At 68.2% G+C, this 18622-nt stretch carries 17 protein-coding genes; 8 read left to right on the top strand and 9 right to left on the bottom strand.

From position 1 onward, the window contains the following. Positions 1-10 precede the first annotated feature (10 nt). The 4 genes from V9G19_RS23390 to V9G19_RS23375 form a co-directional block, all read right to left on the bottom strand. The gene (locus tag V9G19_RS23390) at positions 11-2467 is read right to left on the bottom strand and encodes an alpha-ketoacid dehydrogenase subunit alpha/beta (protein ID WP_462287795.1); all 2457 of its coding nucleotides are present in this window, start codon (positions 2465-2467) and stop codon (positions 11-13) included. Positions 2468-2591: 124 nt separating this feature from the next. Beyond that, positions 2592-3962 carry a dihydrolipoyl dehydrogenase gene (gene lpdA / locus V9G19_RS23385; protein WP_462287794.1) on the bottom strand — a complete coding sequence of 457 codons (1371 nt, stop codon included), beginning with the start codon at positions 3960-3962 and terminating at the stop codon, positions 2592-2594. A 12-nt stretch (positions 3963-3974) separates the two neighbouring features. Beyond that, the gene (locus V9G19_RS23380; RefSeq protein WP_462287793.1) at positions 3975-5336 is read right to left on the bottom strand and encodes a dihydrolipoamide acetyltransferase family protein; all 1362 of its coding nucleotides are present in this window, start codon (positions 5334-5336) and stop codon (positions 3975-3977) included. 18 nt (positions 5337-5354) lie between these two features. Continuing rightward, complete coding sequence (locus V9G19_RS23375; protein WP_462287792.1) at positions 5355-6176, bottom strand: glycyl-radical enzyme activating protein; 822 nt, start codon at positions 6174-6176, stop codon at positions 5355-5357. A gap of 94 nt (positions 6177-6270) precedes the next feature. On the opposite strand from V9G19_RS23375, the gene V9G19_RS23370 reads away from it, so the two are divergent. The 5 genes from V9G19_RS23370 (at position 6271) to V9G19_RS23350 (ending at position 11272) form a co-directional block, all read left to right on the top strand. Beyond that, a complete protein-coding gene (locus tag V9G19_RS23370) occupies positions 6271-7026 on the top strand; it encodes a DeoR family transcriptional regulator (RefSeq protein WP_462287791.1) in 756 nt (251 codons plus the stop codon). A gap of 33 nt (positions 7027-7059) precedes the next feature. Then, on the top strand, positions 7060-9495 hold the full coding sequence (locus tag V9G19_RS23365; protein ID WP_462287790.1) for a glycyl radical protein: 2436 nt from the start codon (positions 7060-7062) through the stop codon (positions 9493-9495). 166 nt (positions 9496-9661) lie between these two features. Further along, entirely contained in the window at positions 9662-10426 is a 765-nt protein-coding gene (ppgK, locus tag V9G19_RS23360; protein ID WP_462287789.1) for a polyphosphate--glucose phosphotransferase, read from the top strand. Beyond that, positions 10423-10551: a hypothetical protein gene (locus tag V9G19_RS23355; RefSeq protein WP_462287788.1), complete on the top strand. Its 129-nt coding sequence runs from the start codon at positions 10423-10425 to the stop codon at positions 10549-10551. Before ppgK ends, V9G19_RS23355 begins: the two co-directional genes overlap by 4 nt. Beyond that, the gene (locus tag V9G19_RS23350) at positions 10544-11272 is read left to right on the top strand and encodes an HAD hydrolase family protein (RefSeq protein WP_462287787.1); all 729 of its coding nucleotides are present in this window, start codon (positions 10544-10546) and stop codon (positions 11270-11272) included. Before V9G19_RS23355 ends, V9G19_RS23350 begins: the two co-directional genes overlap by 8 nt. Before the next feature lie 119 nt (positions 11273-11391). On the opposite strand, the gene V9G19_RS23345 is transcribed toward V9G19_RS23350, so the two are convergent. The 5 genes from V9G19_RS23345 to V9G19_RS23325 all read right to left on the bottom strand — a co-directional run bounded on the left by V9G19_RS23345 (position 11392) and on the right by V9G19_RS23325 (position 15046). Beyond that, positions 11392-12264, bottom strand: a complete 873-nt coding sequence (locus V9G19_RS23345; protein ID WP_462287786.1) for an amidohydrolase family protein — start codon at positions 12262-12264, stop codon at positions 11392-11394. 36 nt (positions 12265-12300) lie between these two features. Further along, on the bottom strand, positions 12301-13125 hold the full coding sequence (locus V9G19_RS23340; protein WP_462287785.1) for an FAD-dependent monooxygenase: 825 nt from the start codon (positions 13123-13125) through the stop codon (positions 12301-12303). A 129-nt stretch (positions 13126-13254) separates the two neighbouring features. Next, a complete protein-coding gene (locus tag V9G19_RS23335; RefSeq protein ID WP_462287784.1) occupies positions 13255-14160 on the bottom strand; it encodes a VOC family protein in 906 nt (301 codons plus the stop codon). Further along, a complete protein-coding gene (locus tag V9G19_RS23330; protein WP_462287783.1) occupies positions 14157-14384 on the bottom strand; it encodes an alpha/beta fold hydrolase in 228 nt (75 codons plus the stop codon). Before V9G19_RS23330 ends, V9G19_RS23335 begins: the two co-directional genes overlap by 4 nt. Beyond that, positions 14357-15046, bottom strand: a complete 690-nt coding sequence (locus tag V9G19_RS23325; RefSeq protein WP_462287782.1) for an alpha/beta fold hydrolase — start codon at positions 15044-15046, stop codon at positions 14357-14359. Before V9G19_RS23325 ends, V9G19_RS23330 begins: the two co-directional genes overlap by 28 nt. Before the next feature lie 84 nt (positions 15047-15130). Between V9G19_RS23325 and V9G19_RS23320 the strand changes: the two genes are divergently transcribed. From V9G19_RS23320 to V9G19_RS23310, 3 genes are all read left to right on the top strand, one after another. Further along, on the top strand, positions 15131-15823 hold the full coding sequence (locus V9G19_RS23320) for a TetR/AcrR family transcriptional regulator (protein ID WP_462287781.1): 693 nt from the start codon (positions 15131-15133) through the stop codon (positions 15821-15823). Between the two features lie 93 nt (positions 15824-15916). Continuing rightward, the gene (locus V9G19_RS23315; protein ID WP_462287780.1) at positions 15917-16612 is read left to right on the top strand and encodes a succinate dehydrogenase cytochrome b subunit; all 696 of its coding nucleotides are present in this window, start codon (positions 15917-15919) and stop codon (positions 16610-16612) included. Between the two features lies 1 nt (position 16613). Next, positions 16614-18620, top strand: coding sequence for a fumarate reductase/succinate dehydrogenase flavoprotein subunit (locus V9G19_RS23310; RefSeq protein WP_462287779.1), 2007 nt, complete (start codon positions 16614-16616; stop codon positions 18618-18620). Positions 18621-18622: the final 2 nt, after the last annotated feature.

Genomic DNA, 18622 nt, shown 5'->3' with positions numbered 1-18622 from the left:
TTCGGCTACCTCACACCCCGAGCCGGGTGCGCCGCAGCAGCTCGCCCTCGGTCTGGTTGCTCGTGGCCGTATGCCCGGGCAGCGGCACGATCCGCTCGTGCACCGCGTCGACGATCCACTGCGCCTGCGGGAAGAAGACGTCCTCCAGCTCCGGCGCGGGCGTGACGTGATTGCGCGACCCGACCACCGTGACCGGCGCGTCAAGGGAATCGAAGGCCAGCGTCTGCACGTCGGCGGCGACCTGGCCCAGGAACGAACCGCGTTGCACCGCATCGGAAGCCAGCACCAGCCGATGCGTCTTGCGCACCGACACCAGGAGCGGTTCGTAGTCGAGCGGGCACAGGAAGCGCAGGTCGATCACCTCGGCCGAGAGGCCATACTGCTCCTGGAGGATGTCGGCCGCCTCCAGCGCGCGATAGAGCGTCGCGCCATACGTTGCGATGGTCAGGTCCGACCCGGCCCGCCGGACGACCGGCAACCCCTCGGGCGTCTCGTAGTAGCCCTCCGGCACCCCGCCCGGCTCGAAGTCCTCGCCCTTGTCATATAGCAGCTGGCTCTCGAGGAAGACCACCGGGTCGGTGCCGCGCAGGGCCAGGTTGAGCATCCCCTTGGCGTCCGTCGGCGTCGCGGGGAAGTAGACCTTCAGCCCGGGCATGTGTGCGACGAGCGCCGACCAGTCCTGGGAGTGTTGCGCGCCATACTTCGACCCCACCGAGACCCGGATGACGAGCGGCAGCTTCAACAGGCCGGCCGACATCGACTGCCACTTGGCGGCCTGGTTGAAGACCTCGTCGCCGGCGCGGCCGAGGAAGTCGCAATACATCAGCTCGACGACGGCCCGGCCGCCGGAGAGGGCATAGCCGACGCCGGCGCCGACGATCGCCGCTTCGCTGATGGGGGAGTTGAAGATCCGCCGGTAGGGCAGCATCTCGGTCAGCCCGCGGTAGACGGCGAAGGCGCCGCCCCAGTCGCGGTTCTCCTCGCCCCAGGCCGCCATCGTCGGGTCGGTCGCGAAGGCGTGCGCCATCGCCTCGAAGAGGGCGTCGCGGAAGGTGAACATCTTGATCTTGGAGACGGCCTTGCCGTCGGCGTCGCGCGAGGTGCGGACCTTGGTCGCCAGCGACTTGGTGCGCGCATTCTCCGAAACCGGTTCGGACAGTTCGGGTTCGCCTTCGGCGAGGGCCGGCTCGTTGCCATTGGACAGCATGACCGACTCGATGAACCGGTCGGTCACCCGCGGGCACAGGTCCTCGTCCGTCGCGATCCGCAGCACCCCGAGCAGCCGCTCGCGGATCGACTCGCGCATCGTCTCGATGTCGTCGCTCGACAGGACGTCCTGGGTGACGAGCAGCTCGCCGAAGGCGTGGATCGGGTCGTCGTGCTCCCACAGCTCGACCTCGTCGCGGGTGCGATAGCTCGAGGCATCCGAGGGGGAGTGCCCGGCGAACCGATAGGTGATCGTGTCGAGCAGCACCGGCCCACGGCCCCCCAACAGCACCTCCTTCTTGCGCCGGATCGCCTCGGCGACGGCCAGCGGGTTGTAGCCGTCGACCCGCTCGGCGTGCATCTGCTCCGGGTTCACCCCGGCACCAACCCGCGCGAGGGTCCCGAAACCCATTGTCTCGCCGGAGGTTTGGCCGCCCATGCCGTAGAAGTTGTTGAAGAAGTTGAAGAGGATCGGCGGGTTTCCGCCGTCGTGCTCCGGCCATAGCTGGCGGAACTGGTCCATCGCCGCGAAGGTCATCGCCTCCCACACCGGGCCACAGCCCATCGACGCATCGCCGATGTTGGCGACGACGATGCCGGGCTGGTGGTTGATCCGCTTGAAGAGCGCCGATCCGAGCGCGATCGGCGCCGACCCGCCGACGATCGCGTTGTTGGGCATCGACCCGAACGGGGTGAAGAAGGCGTGCATCGATCCGCCCATGCCCCGGTTGAAGCCGGACTGGCGGGCGAAGATCTCGGCGAGGGTCCCGAAGAGGACGAAGTTCAGCGCGAGGCCGGGCAGATCGCGGGAGGGGAGCTTCTCGGCATACCGAAGCGTGTCCCCCTCGAGGAAGCCCTCCATCGTCGCGCTCAACCGGTCCGAGTCGAGTTTCCGGATGGCGCTCAAGCACTTCGCGAGTATCTCGCCGTGGCTGCGGTGGGAGCCGAAGACGAAGTCATCGGGGTCGAGTTCGGTGGCCTGGCCGACCGCGGCCGCTTCCTGGCCCATGGACAGGTGCGCCGGCCCGCGGTGGTCGTAGTCGAGGCCGAGCCAGCCGCCGGTCTTCTTCAACGAGTCGAGCATCGACTCGAACTCGCGGATGACGATCATGTCGCGCAGGATTCCGGTCATCCCGTCGGGTCCGAAGCGCTTCAGCTCGGCGGCCCAATCCATCGCGTAGGTGTTGACGGGGATCTCGTGGACCGTGACGACGTCCCGGCTGCGGACGACGGACGGATCGACGATCAGCGACTTGGTCATGTGGTTCTTACCTTCGGTGGCAGGGTCGGACGGTTCAGCTGAAGATGGCCCAAGCGGTTTGGGGTCCCCGTGAAGTATCGGAGCGCAACTCGTCCCGGGGTTGGCACGGCGGAAGCGGAGAACTTCATGGGGTACCCCACGATGCTTCGCGGATGCCCTCGGAGACGGTGGGGTGGGGGATGACGATCTGGCGCAGGTCCTCGACGGTCAGTTCGTTCTCGAGAACGGCGGCGGCGCCCCAAATCGTCTCGGGCGCATAGGTTCCGACCATGTGTATGCCGCGCACCACCCGCGAGCCCGTCTCGGCGACGATCTTGACGGCACCCGGAGCCTTGACGCCGTTCTCGGCGACGAAGCGCCCGGACAGGTAGAGCGGGACGACGGCGCAGGTGACATCGAGCCCGCGTGCTTGAGCCTGGGCCTCGCTGAGGCCGACGCCGGCGGACTCGGGGATCGAATAGACCGCCCACGGGATGGTGTCCTCGCGCAGCCGCTGCCCGGGCGGGGCCTGGCCGGGGCTGAGGATGTGCGCAGTGGCGATCTCGGCCATGCGGTAGGCCGCGTGGGCCAGCAAACTGCGCCCGGTCACATCCCCGACGGCCCACACCCCGGGCAGGTTGGTCCGCATCGTGTCGTCGACCCGGATCGCGCCGCGGACGATGTCGAGGCCGGCGCCGGCGGCGCCGGAGTCGGCGATCCGCGGCCGGCGGCCGACGGCCATGAGGACGGTGCCGGCAGTCAGCTCCTGGGGCTCACCGGCGGCGTCGGTGAAGTGAACGGTGGACGAACCGGGCTCTCCGTCAAGGGATTCGACGCGGCAGCCGAGGTGAAAGGTTACTCCCTCGATGCCCTCGCGGGCACGCGAGGCGATGTCGGTGTCCATGAACGGCAGGATCTCGGGGAGCAACTCGACGACGTCGACCCGCGAGCCGAGCGCGGCGAAGAGAGAGGCGAACTCGACGCCGATGACGCCGCCGCCGATGACGACGAGGCGCTCGGGGATGTGGTCGATCGCGAGCAGTCCGGTCGAGTCGACGACTCGGCCCTCGGCCCCCGGGATCGGCGGCATGACCGGCTCGGAGCCGGTCGCCATGATGACCTGATCCGCCGTCTGGATGCTCCCGCCGACCTCGACCCGCCCGGGGCCGGCCAGCGCCCCGAGGTCGTTCACGATCGTGACCCCGAGCCGCTTGAGGTTGGCCTGCACGCCGCCGACCAGCGTCTTGACAGTCTTGGCCTTCCACGCCTGCATAGTCGCCCAATCGGCCTCCACGCCAGTGGCTTTGACGCCGAACCGGGCGCCGTCGAGGGCGTGCAGGTAGGTCTTGGCCGAGTGGAGCAGGCTCTTGGTCGGGATGCAGCCGACGTTGACGCAGGTGCCACCGACGGTGTCGGCCTCGAGCAGCAGGACCCGCAGGCCGGCGTGGCCGAGACGTTCGCCGGCGAGATAGCCGCCGGGGCCGCCGCCGAGGACGATGACGTCGTAGTCGCTCATCATCGCCCCCGCTCAGCCGATGACCGCGAGGTCGATCGCGGCGATCAGGCTCGTCAGGTCCTTCAGGTAGCGCGCGGCGTCGGCGCCGTCGATGACCCGGTGATCGGCGGTGAGGGAGAAGCCGATTCGCTGCTCCGGAATCAGCTCGCCACTCGGTCCGGCGGCGGCGTGGACGGTGATCGCGTCGACGCCGAGGATCGCGGTCTGGGGGGCGTTGATGATCGGGCTGAAGCTCTCGATCCCGAAGGCGCCGAGGTTGGAGACGGTGAAGGTGCCGCCGGTCAGCAGATCCGGTTCGACCGTTCCCGCCTGGGCCTTGCCGATGAGGTCCTTGCTGTGAGCCGACAACTCGCGCAACCCCATTCGCCCGGCGAAGCGCACCGTCGGGACGAGCAGGCCGCGGGGGGTGTCGACCGCCATCCCGAGATGGACCTCCTCGAAGACGCGCAGCACGCCATCCTCGAGATGAGCGCTGAACATCGGACGCCGGGCGGCCGCCCGCACGGCCGCGAAGTTGACCAGATCGCCGAGCGTCACCGCGTCCAAACCGAGTGATGGATCGGAGGACTTCAAGCGCGCCCGCAGTGCCAACAGTGCCGTCGCCGGAGCCGACGCGGTATAGGTGACCGGAGCAGTGCTATTGCGCGAGTGCATCATTCGCTCGCTGACGATCTTGCGGATGCCGGTCAGCCGGCTCTCCTCGACCGCTCCCGGGAAGTCCGGCAGCCCCGCCGAACCGGCCGCCGGCGCTCCCGCGACAGCGGCCGGGGTGGCGACCGCGGCGGCAGCGACATCCTCGCGGGTGATCCGCCCGCCGAGGCCGGTGCCGGAGACGCCCGCTGGAACCGCCGCACCCGCCACGCCACGCGTGGTCGCCGGTGCCGCTGCGATATCGCGCGCGATGACCCGCCCGTGCGGACCGCTGCCGGCGAGCTGCTGCCAGTCGATGCCGCGCTCGGCGGCCTGGGTACGGGCATACGGACTCGCCGCCGTGCTCGCCCCCGAGACGCTCGAAACAGGCTGCGCCGCAATCGGTTCGGCACCAGCAGCAGGAGCCTCCGCCGGAGCTGGTTCGGCGGCAGCCGCCGGCTGGTCACCGGAGCCACTTGGCCCGGCCGGCAGCTCGAAGCTCTCACCCGGCGCGCCGACGATCGCGATCGGCTCCATCACGGGAACCTCGTCACCCGGCTGCGCGATGAGCGCGAGCACCGTGCCGCCGACCCCGGCGGGCACCTCGATCGTCGACTTGTCGGTTTCGGCCTCGCAGAGAATCGTCGCGTCCTCGACGGTGTCGCCCACGGCGACGTTCCAGGTCAACAGGATGCACGACTCCACGGAGTTGCCCGCCTTGGGCATGACGACGACGGACGCCATTACTCGCCTTCCTTGGCTCTAGAAGTAGGCATCGACGCCGGCTTCTCGAAAGACACCGGCATACTCGCCCAGCTCATCTTCGTGCAAGGGGGGCACCTCGGCAAAGGTGTAGTCCCACCCCAGCAAGTCGTATTTCCGCTCCCCGAACTGGTGGAACGGCAGCAACTGCACCCGCTCGACCGCATGCTCACGCAGCAAGGCCGCGAAGGCCGCCGCGTCGCACAAACCGTCGTTGACCCCGGGAATGACGGGGATCCGCGCGATCATCGGTATGCCGCTGGCCACCGCCACGTCCAGATTGGCCAGCGCGAGCGCGTTCCCGCGCCCGGTCCACCGCTTGTGTTGGGCCTTGTCGTGATGCTTGACGTCGATGATGAGCAGGTCGAGCAGGTCGAGGGTTTCGGCGAAGATCTCCGGTGCGGCGATGCCGGTCGTCTCGATCGCCGTGTGAATACCCTTGTCCCGCAACGCCCGCAGCAGCGCTTGGGAGAAGTGGAACTGGACCAGTGCCTCGCCGCCGGACAGGGTCACGCCACCGCCGGACTCCTCGTAGAAGGGGAGATCCTGCAGGCAGACCCGGACGACCTCCTCGACGGTGTAGTCCCGGCTGTCCTCGACAAAGACCGAGGCGTCCTCGGGGTCGCGGACCTTCAGGACCGACAGCTTGCGCGAGCCCGGGTTGGAGCACCACAGGCAGGCCAGGACGCAGCCCTTGAGGAAGACCACGGTGCGGATTCCCGGGCCGTCGTGGAGGGAGAACTTCTGGATGTCGAAGTTGCGCCCGGTCGGCTCGCCGGCGGGCCGGGGCCGCTCCAGCAGCGGGCTTCGGCGCAGGCTCATGACTCCACTCTAGACTTTCATTCGAAACTTGACTAGTCTTCATTTGGAATGACTGGCGTGGTCGCCAGTCGGCCGGATCCGGAAGGAGATCCCGATGGTTCAGCGGGCCACGAAGATGCTCGAATATGTCCTGGACCAGGGGCGGGTGGAGGTCTCCGAACTCGCCGGCATGTTCGCCGTCTCCGAGGTCACCGTCCGCAAGGACCTCGACCAGCTCGAGCAGCGCGGCCTGGTCCGCCGCGAGCACGGGTATGCCGTTCCCGTCTCCACCGACAATATGCGCAGCCGCTTGGCCTACCACTACGACGCCAAGCGCCGCATCGCCCGCAGCGCCGCCGAGTCGATCGGCGAGGGCGGCCTCGTCATGATCGAATCCGGTTCCTGCTGTGCGCTATTGGCCGAGGAGCTGGCAACGACTCGCCGCGACGTCACCATCGTCACCAACTCCGCCTTCATCGCCGACTTCATCCGCACCGCCCCCTATGCCCGCCTGGTCCTCCTCGGTGGTGACTACCAGAACGAGTCCCAGGTCCTGGTCGGCCCGGTGGCCAAGGACAACGCCCGTCGCTTCCACGTCGCCCAGATCTTCGTCGGTATCGACGGCTATACCGGGGCGGCCGGGTTCACCGCCAAGGACCACCTGCGTGCCGACACGATGCGCGCCATGTCCGACCAGGCCGACGAGGTCGTCGTGCTCACCGAATCGGCCAAGTTCGGCAAGCAGGGCGCCATCCACCTTTTCGACACCGGCGAGGTCTCGGCCGTCTTCACCGACGACGCGCTGCCCCGCCCCATCCAGTCCCAACTCACCGCGGCGGGCGTGACCATCACCAAGGTCGCGTCGGCATAACGCGGCATACCGATCCAGGAAGCAGCACCGACGATGTCCCAGGCCCTCAATGAAAAACCCGCCACCGCAGCTGGTTTCGGTGAGCTCACCTCCCGGATGCGGGCCTGGCGCGAGCTGCTCCTCGACACCGAGCCGTCGGTCTGCGTCGAGCGCGCGGTGATCACCACCGAGACGTACAGAGAGCACCGGCACGAGCCGATGGTCATCCTGCGCGCCCTGATGCTGCGCAATGTCCTGGAGCGGATGTCGATCTACATCGAGCCGGCCACCCTGCTCGCCGGCAACCAGGCGAGCGCCAACCGGGCCGCGCCGATCATGCCCGAATACGCGATGGACTGGGTGGTCGCCGAGCTCGACGAGTTCGACCAGCGCCCGGGCGACCGCTTCACGATCACCGAGGACGCCAAGGCCACCTTGCGCGAGATCGCTCCCTTCTGGGAGCACAATACATTGAAGGACAAGGGAATCGCGCTCTTCCCGCCGGAGAGCAAGACGTTCTACGACCTCGGCCTGATCCACCCCGAGGGCAATATCACCTCCGGCGACGCACACATCGCCGTCTTCTACGAGCGCGTCCTGGCGGAGGGCCTGGCCGGCTACCGCACCCGCACGCAGGCCCAGCTCGCGCAGGTCGACCTCACCGACCGCGAGGGCCTCGCCAAGTCCTCCTTCTATCGTGCCGTCCTCATCGCCCTGGACGCCGTCGTCACCTTCGCGCATCGGTATGCCGCTCTGGCCGCCGACCTCGCCGCCACCGAGGCCGACCCCGCCCGCCGCGCGGAACTCCTCGAGATGTCCCGGATCCTCACCAAGGTCCCCGAACAGCCCGCCGAGACCTTCCACGAGGCGGTCCAGGCGGTCTGGCTGGTCCAGCTCGCCCTCCAGATCGAGTCCAACGGCCACTCCCTCTCCTTCGGCCGCTTCGACCAGTACGTCAACCCCTTCTATGAGGCCGACCTCGCCGCCGGGCGGATCACCGAGGAGCGCGCCACCGAGATCCTCGCCAACCTCTGCCTGAAGGTCCTCACCGTCGCCAAGATCCGCGGCTGGTCCCACACCCGCTTCTCCGCCGGCGGCCCGCTCTATCAGAACATCACCATCGGCGGGCAGACCCGCGACGGCCGGGACGCGGTCAACCCCACCTCCTACCTCGTCCTGAAGGCCGTGGCCCAGTGCCGGCTGCCGCAGCCGAACCTCACCGTCCGCTACCACCGCGGCCTGTCCGAGGACTTCCTCCTCGAGTGCATCGAGGTGATGCGCCTCGGTTTCGGTATGCCGGCGTTCAACTCCGACGAGATCATCATCCCCTCGCTCATCGAGAAGGGGGTCGCGAAGGAGGATGCCTACGACTTCAGCGCCATCGGCTGCGTCGAGGTCGCGGTCCCCGGCAAGTGGGGCTATCGCTGCACCGGGATGAGCTTCCTCAACTTCCCCAAGGCCCTGCTCATCGCGATGAACGGTGGCCGCGACCCGAAGACCGGCGAGCAGCTGGCCCCCGAGGGCCCGCACTTCACCGAGATGACCAGCTTCGATCAGGTCATGGCCGCCTGGGATGTCACCATCCGCGAGTTCCAGCGCCACTGCGTCACCCTCGACGCCTGCTGCGATATCGCGTTGGAGGAGAACGTCGCCGACATCCTGTGCTCGGCCCTGGTCGAGGACTGCATCGGGCGCGGCAAACCGATCAAGGAAGGTGGCGCGGTCTATGACTTCGTCTCCGGCCTCCAGGTCGGCATCGCCAACCTCGGCGACTCCCTCGCCGCGATCAAGAAGTGCGTCTTCGACGATGGCACCCTGACCACGGCCGAGCTGTGGGAGGCGCTGCAGAGCGACTTCGCCGGCGAACGCGGCGCCGAGATCCAGGCCCTGCTCCAGGCCGCCCCCAAGTACGGCAACGACATCGACTACGTCGACGGATTGCTCGTGACGGCATACGACTGCTGCATCGACGAGATCCTCAAGCACCACAACACCCGCTACGGGCGCGGCCCGATCGGTGGCGGCTACTACGCCGGCACCTCCTCGATCTCGGCCAACGTCCCGCAGGGCGCCTCCACCGCGGCGACCCCCGACGGCCGCAACGCCGGAGTCCCACTGGCCGAGGGCTGCTCACCCGCCCACGGCGCCGACACCCACGGCCCGACCGCGGTCTTCAAGTCGGTCTCCAAGCTGCCGACCGGCAAGATCACCGGGGGAGTGCTGCTCAACCAGAAGGTCACCCCGCAGGTGCTGACCAAGGCGGAGGACCGCACGAAGCTCGGGTTGCTGCTGCGCACCTTCTTCAACCGGCTCGACGGCTTCCACGTCCAATACAACGTCGTCTCCCGCGAGACCCTGCTCGACGCCCAGGCCCACCCGGAGAAGCACCGCGACCTGATCGTCCGCGTCGCCGGCTACAGCGCCTTCTTCAACGTCCTGTCCAAGGCCACCCAGGACGACATCATCGCGAGGACAGAGCAGTCACTGTGATGATTTTGTTCTTCTCCTCAGCGCTCGGCGGGTCGGCTCCCTGTGACTCTTTGCTCTTCTCCTCAGCGCTCGGCGGGTCGGCTCCTGCGTCGCCGCCCCGTCTCGCTCGATCGTCGGAGTACCTGATCTCGACTGACTACCTGCGCGCCGGGCACGTGAGGGAGCGATGAACGCGCGGGCGTATGTCGGGGTGGATGTCGGGGGGACGGGGATCAAGGCGGCGCTGGTCGATGTCCGCGACGGCAAGCCCCTCATGGAGCGGCTGCGCGTCCCGACGCCACAGCCGGCCACCCCAGAGGCGATTGCCGAAGCGATCACTCAGGTCGTGCACCGGGTTCCAGGGCGCGCCGAGACGCGGACCGTTGGCATCGCGCTGCCCGCGGTGGTGACCGACGGGGTGGTGAGAACGGCCGCCAATATCGACGCCAGTTGGATCGGGACCGATGCCGCGCACTTGCTCGCCGACCGGGTCGGGGCACCGGTCGCCGTCCTCAACGACGGCGACGCTGCGGGGCTGGCCGAGATGGCGTTCGGCGCGGCTCAGGGCGTCCACGGCGTCGTCGTCCTGGTCACGCTGGGGACCGGCATCGGGACCTCGTTGCTCATGGACGGCCGGCTCTTCCCCAACACCGAACTCGGTCACCTCGTGGTCGACGGGGAGAACATGTGCTACCACGCGGCCATGGTCGCCCGCGACCGCGAGCACCTCACGTGGGAGCAGTGGGCCGATCGGCTGCAGCGCTACCTGCGCTATCTCGAGGACCTCATCTGGCCCGACCTGATCGTCCTCGGCGGCGGGGGGTCGTGGAACTGGGAGCACTTCCGTCACCTGCTCGACATCCGCACCGAGATCGTCCCCGCCGCGCTCGCCAACCGGGCCGGTATCGTCGGTGCGGCATTGGCCGCATCCCGTTCCAGGAGAGTGCGATGAGCGACGCGCAGGTCAGCGATACCCACGTTGTTGACACGCAGCGGCTGCGGCTTGCCCTGCTCGACGTGGACGGCACCCTGCGCGATGGCGAGGGCTGGAAACCGTATGCCGTGCCGGTTGCTTGACGCCTTGCACGGCGCCGGCTTGTCGATTGCCTTGTGTTCGGGCCGCAACACCGAGTCTTTACACGGCTTGGCCGCCGAGCGCCCGGAGATCGGCTTCCTCGGCGCGGGCAGTGGCTCGCTCGTGCAGGAACGCGACGGCGACGGCTGGCGCACCATCGGGCGCCGCTTCCTTGAGCCGAGCACCCTCACCTGGATCCTCGACCAGGCCGGCGCGGTCGGTATGGAGATGTGGGCCTACACCGACTCGCAGTGGCTGGTCCAGACCGTCAACGAGCGCGTCACCGAGGAGTCGCACTATGTCGGCGCGACCGCGACGGTGGAACCCTTCGAGGGCCGCGAGGACATCGTCAAACTCCTGGCGTTCCCGCTGTGCAAGGCCCACCGGGCCACCCTCGAAATCATCGACGCGCAACGCGATCTCGCTGTGGTGCAGTCCTATCCGGGCTACTTCGATATAGTCCGCGTCGAAGCTGCAGCGACCAAGGGCGGCGACGTCCTCATCGAGCGACTGGGCCTCGACTGGTCCAATGTCATCGCGATGGGCGACGGCGAGAACGACCTTGGCATGCTGAGCAAGGCCGGCGTGGCGATGGCCATGGCTCCGTTGCGGACGACGCTGCTCGACCCATCCGAGCCCGGGCAGCAGCGCTTCGACTGCCCCGACCTGGATGCCGTCCTCCACCTGCTCGCTGCCCTCGACACCACTCCCGAGGCTTTGTAGCTCGGCTCAGGTGCGAGCGGCCGCGAGGCGAGGAAACAAGCGCTCGGCATTGCCCCGATCGATCCCGGCGCGCAATTACGCTGGCAGGTCGACCGATTCGTATTCGACACGCATGTACTTCACCGCCGCCGGGGGCGCGAACGGGAAGTCGGAGCCGAAGTGGATCTTGGCCGGGTCCGCGACAGCGAGCAGCGACGGGAAGGTGGTCGGCGTCGCGGAGAGGGCGATGTCGAACCAGAAGCGCTTGAACAGCTCCACCGCCGAGCCACCTCCCGTTCCCGATTCAACGCAAGCGCAGCGAGTTTCAGCTTCGGCTCATCCCGCAGCGTCGTCAGCAAGATGCGGTGGGCGATATAGGAGACGAAGCCGCCCGCGTGGGCCAGGATAAACCGGACCCCGTCGTACTTCTCCAAGGCGCGCGACAGGATGAGGCTGATCGCGGAGCGCGTCGTGTCGAGCAGGAAGTCGGCCGTGAAGCTCGGGATGCCGTCCGCCGGCCCCCCGGGCAGCTCACTCGGATGGACGAAGACGAGGGCACGCCGCTCGTGCAGGAAGGCGAAGAGCCGGTCAAAGGCCGGGTCGCCAGGATACATCCCGGCGTTGTTCGCGAGCAGGACGATGCCGTCCGCGTGCAAGACATCCAGCGCGTATTCGGCCTCAGCGATCGGCCCGTCGATGTCCGGCAGGGTGAGGGTGGCGAAGAAGCCGAACCCGGCTGGGTTGTCCGAAACGAGTTGCGCAGCATACGTGTTGACGCGGCGCGCCCACCGGCGGGCCTCGGGCACGTCACCGAACCAGACGCCAGGTGTCGACACCGAGAGGATCGCCGTGGCGGGGCCGTTGCGGGCCATGATGCGGCCGGCCGCATGCGCCGTCCACCGCGGCAGCGGTATGCCGCCCGGCCGGATCCCCTTCTCCGGCAACAAGAGCGCGTAGTCCGGTGGGATGACGTGGTGGTGGACGTCGATCCGCCGCGGCCGGGCGGCGCTCACCGCGACTCACCGGCAAGCACGGAGTGCACGTATTTGTCAGGGCGCAGCAAGAGCACCTGACCCGTGTGCAATCGTCGCCGGCGCAGCCACTCCGACCACTGCGCGTCGATGGCCTCGACCGAGGTCACGCCGGCCCCAACGTCCGCGCTCCGGGGTCGTCCCTGCGGCCGTGTGCCGGGCTCGAAAATCGTTGTCCACGAGGGATTCAGGTGCGACCACTGATCGCCGACAACCGCCCGCGGGTCGGTGCCCAGGCCCACGACGGCCCACCCCGTGCCGAGCGCGTCGTCCAGGGCGCACCTGGCGGCCGGCGCTGCCACGCACGGGGTCTGCCGCAACGAGATAGGGCACCCGCGTGGTTTCGACGGTGCCCTCGATAAGGTCGGCTTCGCCCCGGCCGTATGCCGCACCCCGGCATCCCTGGTGCGTCACCGTCACCCCCTCATCGTCCTGCGCGACGGAGAGCACGGCCCGGCCGCGGCGCGCCGTCACGAGCTGGCGGTCAGCGAGCCGGCGCTCCAGCGTCTCTTCGAAGAAGGGCTGATAGAAGAAGTTGGACGTCGGCCAGCCGTTGCGGCGGGATGGGTCGTGGAATTGCATCAGGACCGAGCGGTCGGCCCGCACCCACTGCACGGGGAGGTCGACGACCATGTCGGCATGCACGTCGTCGGCGACGCCGGCGGTCTGCAGGATGCGCAGGCACTCGTCGTCGGTATAGACCGCGCGGGCCATGCCGTAATAGGTCGGTTCCCGCTCCAGGACCAGGACGCGCACGCCGCGCTCGGCGAGCAGGTGCGCCAGCAGCAGGCCGGTCGGACCGAGGCCGACGACGCACGCGTCATACTGATCGGCGGGACTCACCACAGGTCTCCCCACGGCGTGACCAGCGCGTAGTCGTTGCGCCGCAACGAATTCAGGCCACGCCCGACCTGCGCAAGGCGGGTGGCGACGTTCTCGCCGATCGGCGTGTGCCCCCAGATCGAGATGCCCTCATACGTGCGCGGCGCCCACTGCGCCTCCAGTTCCGGGGTGACGATGATCGGGTCCCAGCCGAGTTCCCACTCGAAGCCCGAGGGCGTGACGCAATAGAAGGAACAGCTCGCGGTCGTTGGTGTGCTGCCCGACGCTCCACTGCATCCGGAAGCCGTGGGCGTTGACCCGCTCATAGGCCGCGAGGAGATCATCGAGGGTTTCGACCTGCGTGTTGAGGTGCTGGATCGCGGTCCGGACCGGGTCGATGTGCAGGCCGCGCACCCCGGCGACGGCCACCGAGTGGTGGCGTTCGTTGACCCGCAGGAAGCGGATGCACAACGATGCGCCGGCGATGTTTTCGGTGATCCAATCCGAGAGGCGGGCATCGAAAACCTGGCCGTAGTTGCCGCGGATGCCCTCGGGCTCCTTGGCCGTGATGGCGACGTGGCCCAGGCCGCTGGCGCCCGTGACGAAGCCGGTCTGCAGCATCCGCAGCGGCGTCGTCGTGGTGCGGGCGCTGGTGAAGATCTCCGTCGCCATCCCCTTCGGGCCCGGGAAGCGCCAGACCCGCTCGACGCCGCGCAGGGCGCACTCGTGCGCTGTCCCCTCGACGACGGGCAGGCCGGCGTCGGCGACCCGGGCCAGGATGATCTCGAAGGTCTCGTGATCGTCGACCAGCCACCCGAGCGCCGTGACATCCTCGGCGGGGGAGCGCTGCAGCAGGAAGCGGCACTCATGCTCGTCGAGCCGGAAGCGCAGGACATCGCGCGCGGGTTCGTCGACATGCAGCCCGCTCGCGTCGGCGCCGAAGCGCCGCCAGTCGACGAACCGCTGCGTCCCGATGACGACATAGCCGAGATGGACGCCGCCGAAGACGTCCGGCCGGGCCGCCACGGCAGTCACCGGGCGGGCTACGGCAGTCACCGGGCCGCTCCGGTCAGGAAGTCGATGGCGAGCCGGTTGAACAGCTCGGGGGCCTCCCACTGGACCCAATGCCCAACTCCCGCAGCGAGATAGGCGTCACCGCGCGGCAAACGGGTGGCGAGCTGCCAGGCGCCCGAGGGTCGGTTCACCTTCTCGGCCGTGCCCCAGATGACCAGGGTCGGAACGTCGCACGTGGTCAGGCGCTTGTCGCGGGTGAGGTCCATGCGCAGGCGACGCGGGGCGCATCCTTGCCCGAGGGGCGACGCAGTGGGGGATTGGCGATAACCTCCGGGTCGAGGCTCGCTTGGTAGCGGCCGTCGATGACCTCGTCGGTGATCTGCCGGGGATCGGCGACCAGCGATTCGCGGATGAAGGCCGCCATCTTCTCCCGGCTCGGACCGTCGCCGCCGTAGTAGTTCAGCAACTGGCTCAGACCCCGGGTCGGCAGGGCGCGGGTGGTGCCGATGCCGCCGGGACCGTTGAGCACCATCCGGTCCACGCGGTCGGGCCGGTCCAGTGCCAGCCGCAGCGCCGCCGCCCCGCCATAGGAGTTGCCGACCAGGTAGGCCCGGTCGATATCGAGTTCGTCGAGGAGCCCGCGCATCGACGCGGCCAGGTCGCCGAAGGGATCGGACTGATCGAGATCTTTGCTCGAGCGGCCATACCCCGGCATGTCGGGGATGACGAGCGTGAAGTGCTGCGCGAGGGCGTCGATATTGCGCGTCCAGTTCGCGACCCCGCTGGCGCCGGGTCCGCCGCCGGGGAGCAGGACGAGGTGCGGGCCGGAACCAGTGGTGACGACGTAAGATCGCGCGCGCCGACGCGCACCGTGCGCTCGGCGAGGGGGAGGGAAGCCATGGGAGACTCCATCTGACGATTTGATCAACTTCATTATGATGAAATCATCAAGTACGTACCCACTCGATGTCACGTCGAATATGATGGTGTCATCACATTGGAAGAGGGCGAGATGCCCGTGACCAGCGGCCCGACCACCACCATGCCCACCGCCGCGCCGACGGGGCAGAGCAAGCGGCGCGCGCGCACGCATGCCGCCCTCCTCGGTGCGGCCCGTGAGCTGCTCGTCGAGCGGCGCGAGAGCGCGAGTATCGAGGAGATCACCAAGCGGGCCGGGGTCGGGTTCGGCTCCTTCTTCAACCACTTCCCGGGAGGCAAGGACGAATTGTTCAGCGAGGCCGTTCTCGACCTGCTCGATCGCTACGCGGAGTGGGTCGACGCGGCAACCGCCGACCTGACGGATCCGGCCGAGATCTTCGCCGCCAGCTTCCGCCTGACCGGGCGGCTCGCGTTGGCCCAGCCGCACCTGCTCGCGCCGCTGCTCGCCCGGGGCACCGTCGTCCTGACCGCCGAACGGGGGCTGCGGACCCAGGCCATGCGCGACATCCGGGCGGGCATCGCCGGCGGGAGGTTCGTCGACCAGGACCCGGAGGTGCTGATGATGCTGGCCGGCGGGGTGCTGCTCAGCCTCGTCCAGGTGGCCCTCACCCGCGGCGACGCGATGCCCGTCGCGACCGTCGACGAGGTTGTGGCAGCGGCCCTGCGCATGCTCGGCGTCCCCCCGGGCGAGGCGAGCAAGCTGGTCACCCGGCCGCTTCCGGACGCCCTGCCACCCACGATCTCGGTGCGCGGCGCGGGGGCGTGAGGGACGGCATACCAAAAAATGGGGAGAATTTCACACACCGCAACGGCGCCTCCGAGCAGACGCGGCGGCCTGGCTGGCGATAGGTTTCACCCCGTGGCAACCTCGACTCTTCCCGCATCCAAGCCGGCGGTGCGCAGTTCGATCGGGCTCAAGCTCCTCATGGCCGTCACCGGCTTGATCTTCGTCGGCTATGTCGCTGTTCATGCCTACGGCAACCTGATGGTGCTCGTTAGTGCCGAGAAGTTCAACGCCTACGCTCACCACCTGCGCACAATTGGTGAGCCGATGCTGCCCCACGGGGGTCTGCTGTGGGTCGTTCGCATCGTCCTGCTCGCCTCGCTCGCGCTCCACGCCTACTCCGCCCTCACCCTGTGGGGTCGAGCCAATGGCGCCCGCGGCTCTCGGTATGCCGTGAAGAAGAACCTGGCGGCATCGCTCGGCTCCCGCACGATGCGCTACGGCGGGATCGCCTTGCTGTTTTTCGTGGTCTTCCACCTGCTGCACCTGACGACCCACACGATCCACCCTCAGGGCAAGGTCGCAACGCCGTACGAGAATGTCGTCGGAAGCTTCCAGCAGTGGTGGCTCGTCCTTATCTACTTCCTGGCCGTGACCGCTCTCTATTTCCACCTGTATCACGGGATTTGGTCGGCTGCCCAGACGCTCGGGATGACCTCGACCACCGCGGCCCGCGCGCGTGCGCAACTCGCCGGGCACGTCGTGGGCGGCCTGATCTGGCTCGCCTTCCTCATCCCGCCATTCGCCATCCTCTTCGGAATCGTGGGCTGACATGACTGACACCGAGCTGACCACCCCTCCAGGCGTCGACGCCGACTACTACCGGCTCGGCGGCCCGATCGCCGACACCCAGGCTCCGGCCGGCCCGATCGAGCGCAAGTGGACCCAGCGCCAGTTCGACGCCGCGCTGGTCAACCCCGCCAACCGCCGGAAGCTGTCGATCATTGTCGTCGGCACCGGTCTGGCCGGTGGCGCGGCCAGCGCCACCCTCGGCGAGGCCGGCTATCACGTCAAGGCGTTCTGCTATCAGGACAGCCCCCGGCGCGCGCACTCGATCGCCGCTCAGGGTGGGATCAACGCCGCCAAGAACTACAAGGAGGATGGCGACTCGGTCTACCGGCTGTTCTACGACACCGTCAAGGGGGGCGACTACCGCGCCCGCGAGACCAACGTCTACCGGCTCGCCGAGGTCAGCGCCAACATCATCGACCAGTGCGTCGCCCAGGGCGTCCCCTTCGCCCGCGAATACGGCGGCCTGCTCGACAACCGCTCCTTCGGCGGCGTTCAGGTCTCGCGCACGTTCTATGCCCGCGGGCAGACCGGCCAGCAACTGCTCATCGGCGCCTACCAGGCGCTGGAGCGCCAAATTGCTGCCGGCACGGTTGAGATGTATGCGCGGCACGAGATGCTTGAGGTGATCATCGAGGGCGGCCGGGCCCGTGGCATCATCGCCCGCGACCTGGTGACCGGCGAGATCGAGACCCACCTTGCCGACGCTGTCGTGCTTGCTTCCGGCGGATACGGCAATGTGTTCTTCCTCTCCACCAACGCCATGGGCTGCAATGTCACCGCGACCTGGCGGGCGCACCGCAAGGGCGCCTACTTCAGCAACCCGTGCTACACCCAGATCCACCCGACGTGCATCCCGGTCAGCGGGGATCACCAGTCCAAGCTGACGCTGATGTCGGAGTCGCTGCGCAACGACGGGCGCATCTGGGTGCCCAAACGCAAGGAGGACTGCGAGAAGGACCCCAGGGAGATCCCCGAAGAGAACCGCGACTACTACCTGGAGCGGATCTATCCGGCCTTTGGCAATCTCGTGCCGCGGGACATCGCCTCACGCCAAGCCAAGAACGTCTGCGACGAGGGCCGCGGCGTCGGCCCCATGGTCGGCGACTTCCGTCGCGGCGTCTACCTCGATTTCAGCGAGGCGTTCGAGCGGATGGGCAAGGCCGCTGTTGCCGCCAAGTACGACAACCTTTTCGACATGTATGAGCGGATCACCGGGGACAACCCGTATGAGGTGCCAATGCGCATCTACCCGGCGGTCCACTACACGATGGGCGGCCTGTGGGTCGACTACGATCTGTCGTCCAATATCCCCGGCCTCTTCGTCACCGGTGAGGCGAACTTCTCCGACCACGGCGCCAACCGGCTCGGCGCCAGCGCCCTCATGCAGGGGCTAGCCGACGGGTACTTCGTCCTCCCCAACACCATCCGCGACTATCTCGCCAAGGGGCCCTACGAGAAGCTGGACGACAACACTCCAGCGGTGGCCGAGGCCCGGCGATCGGTCGAGGAGCGCACGCGCCGGCTGCTCGAGATCAACGGCGAGCGCAGCGTCGATTCCTTCCACAAGGAACTCGGGCAGATCATGTGGGAGTACTGCGGCATGGAACGCACCGAGACCGGCCTGATGAAGGCCATCGACCTGATCCGCGGCCTGCGCGCCGAGTTCTGGCGTAACGTCCGCGTCCTCGGCAGCGCCGACACCCTCAACCAGTCCCTGGAAAAGGCGGGCCGTGTCGCCGACTTCCTCGAACTCGGCGAACTGATGTGCATCGACGCGCTGCACCGCCGGGAGTCCTGCGGTGGCCATTTCCGCGCCGAGTCCCAAACCGAGGACGGCGAGGCGTTGCGCCATGACGACCAGTTCCTCTATGTCGCCGCCTGGGAATACGCCGGCAGCGGCGCCGAGGGCGGCATGGGCGCCCCGATCCTCCATAAGGAGGACCTGACCTACGAGTTCATCCAGCTCAAGCAGCGCAGCTACAAGTAGAA

Origin of the sequence: Nostocoides sp., assembly GCF_037045025.1 — a bacterium.
Lineage (GTDB): Bacteria > Actinomycetota > Actinomycetes > Actinomycetales > Dermatophilaceae > Nostocoides_A.
This window is presented reverse-complemented; position numbering and strand designations above follow the sequence as displayed.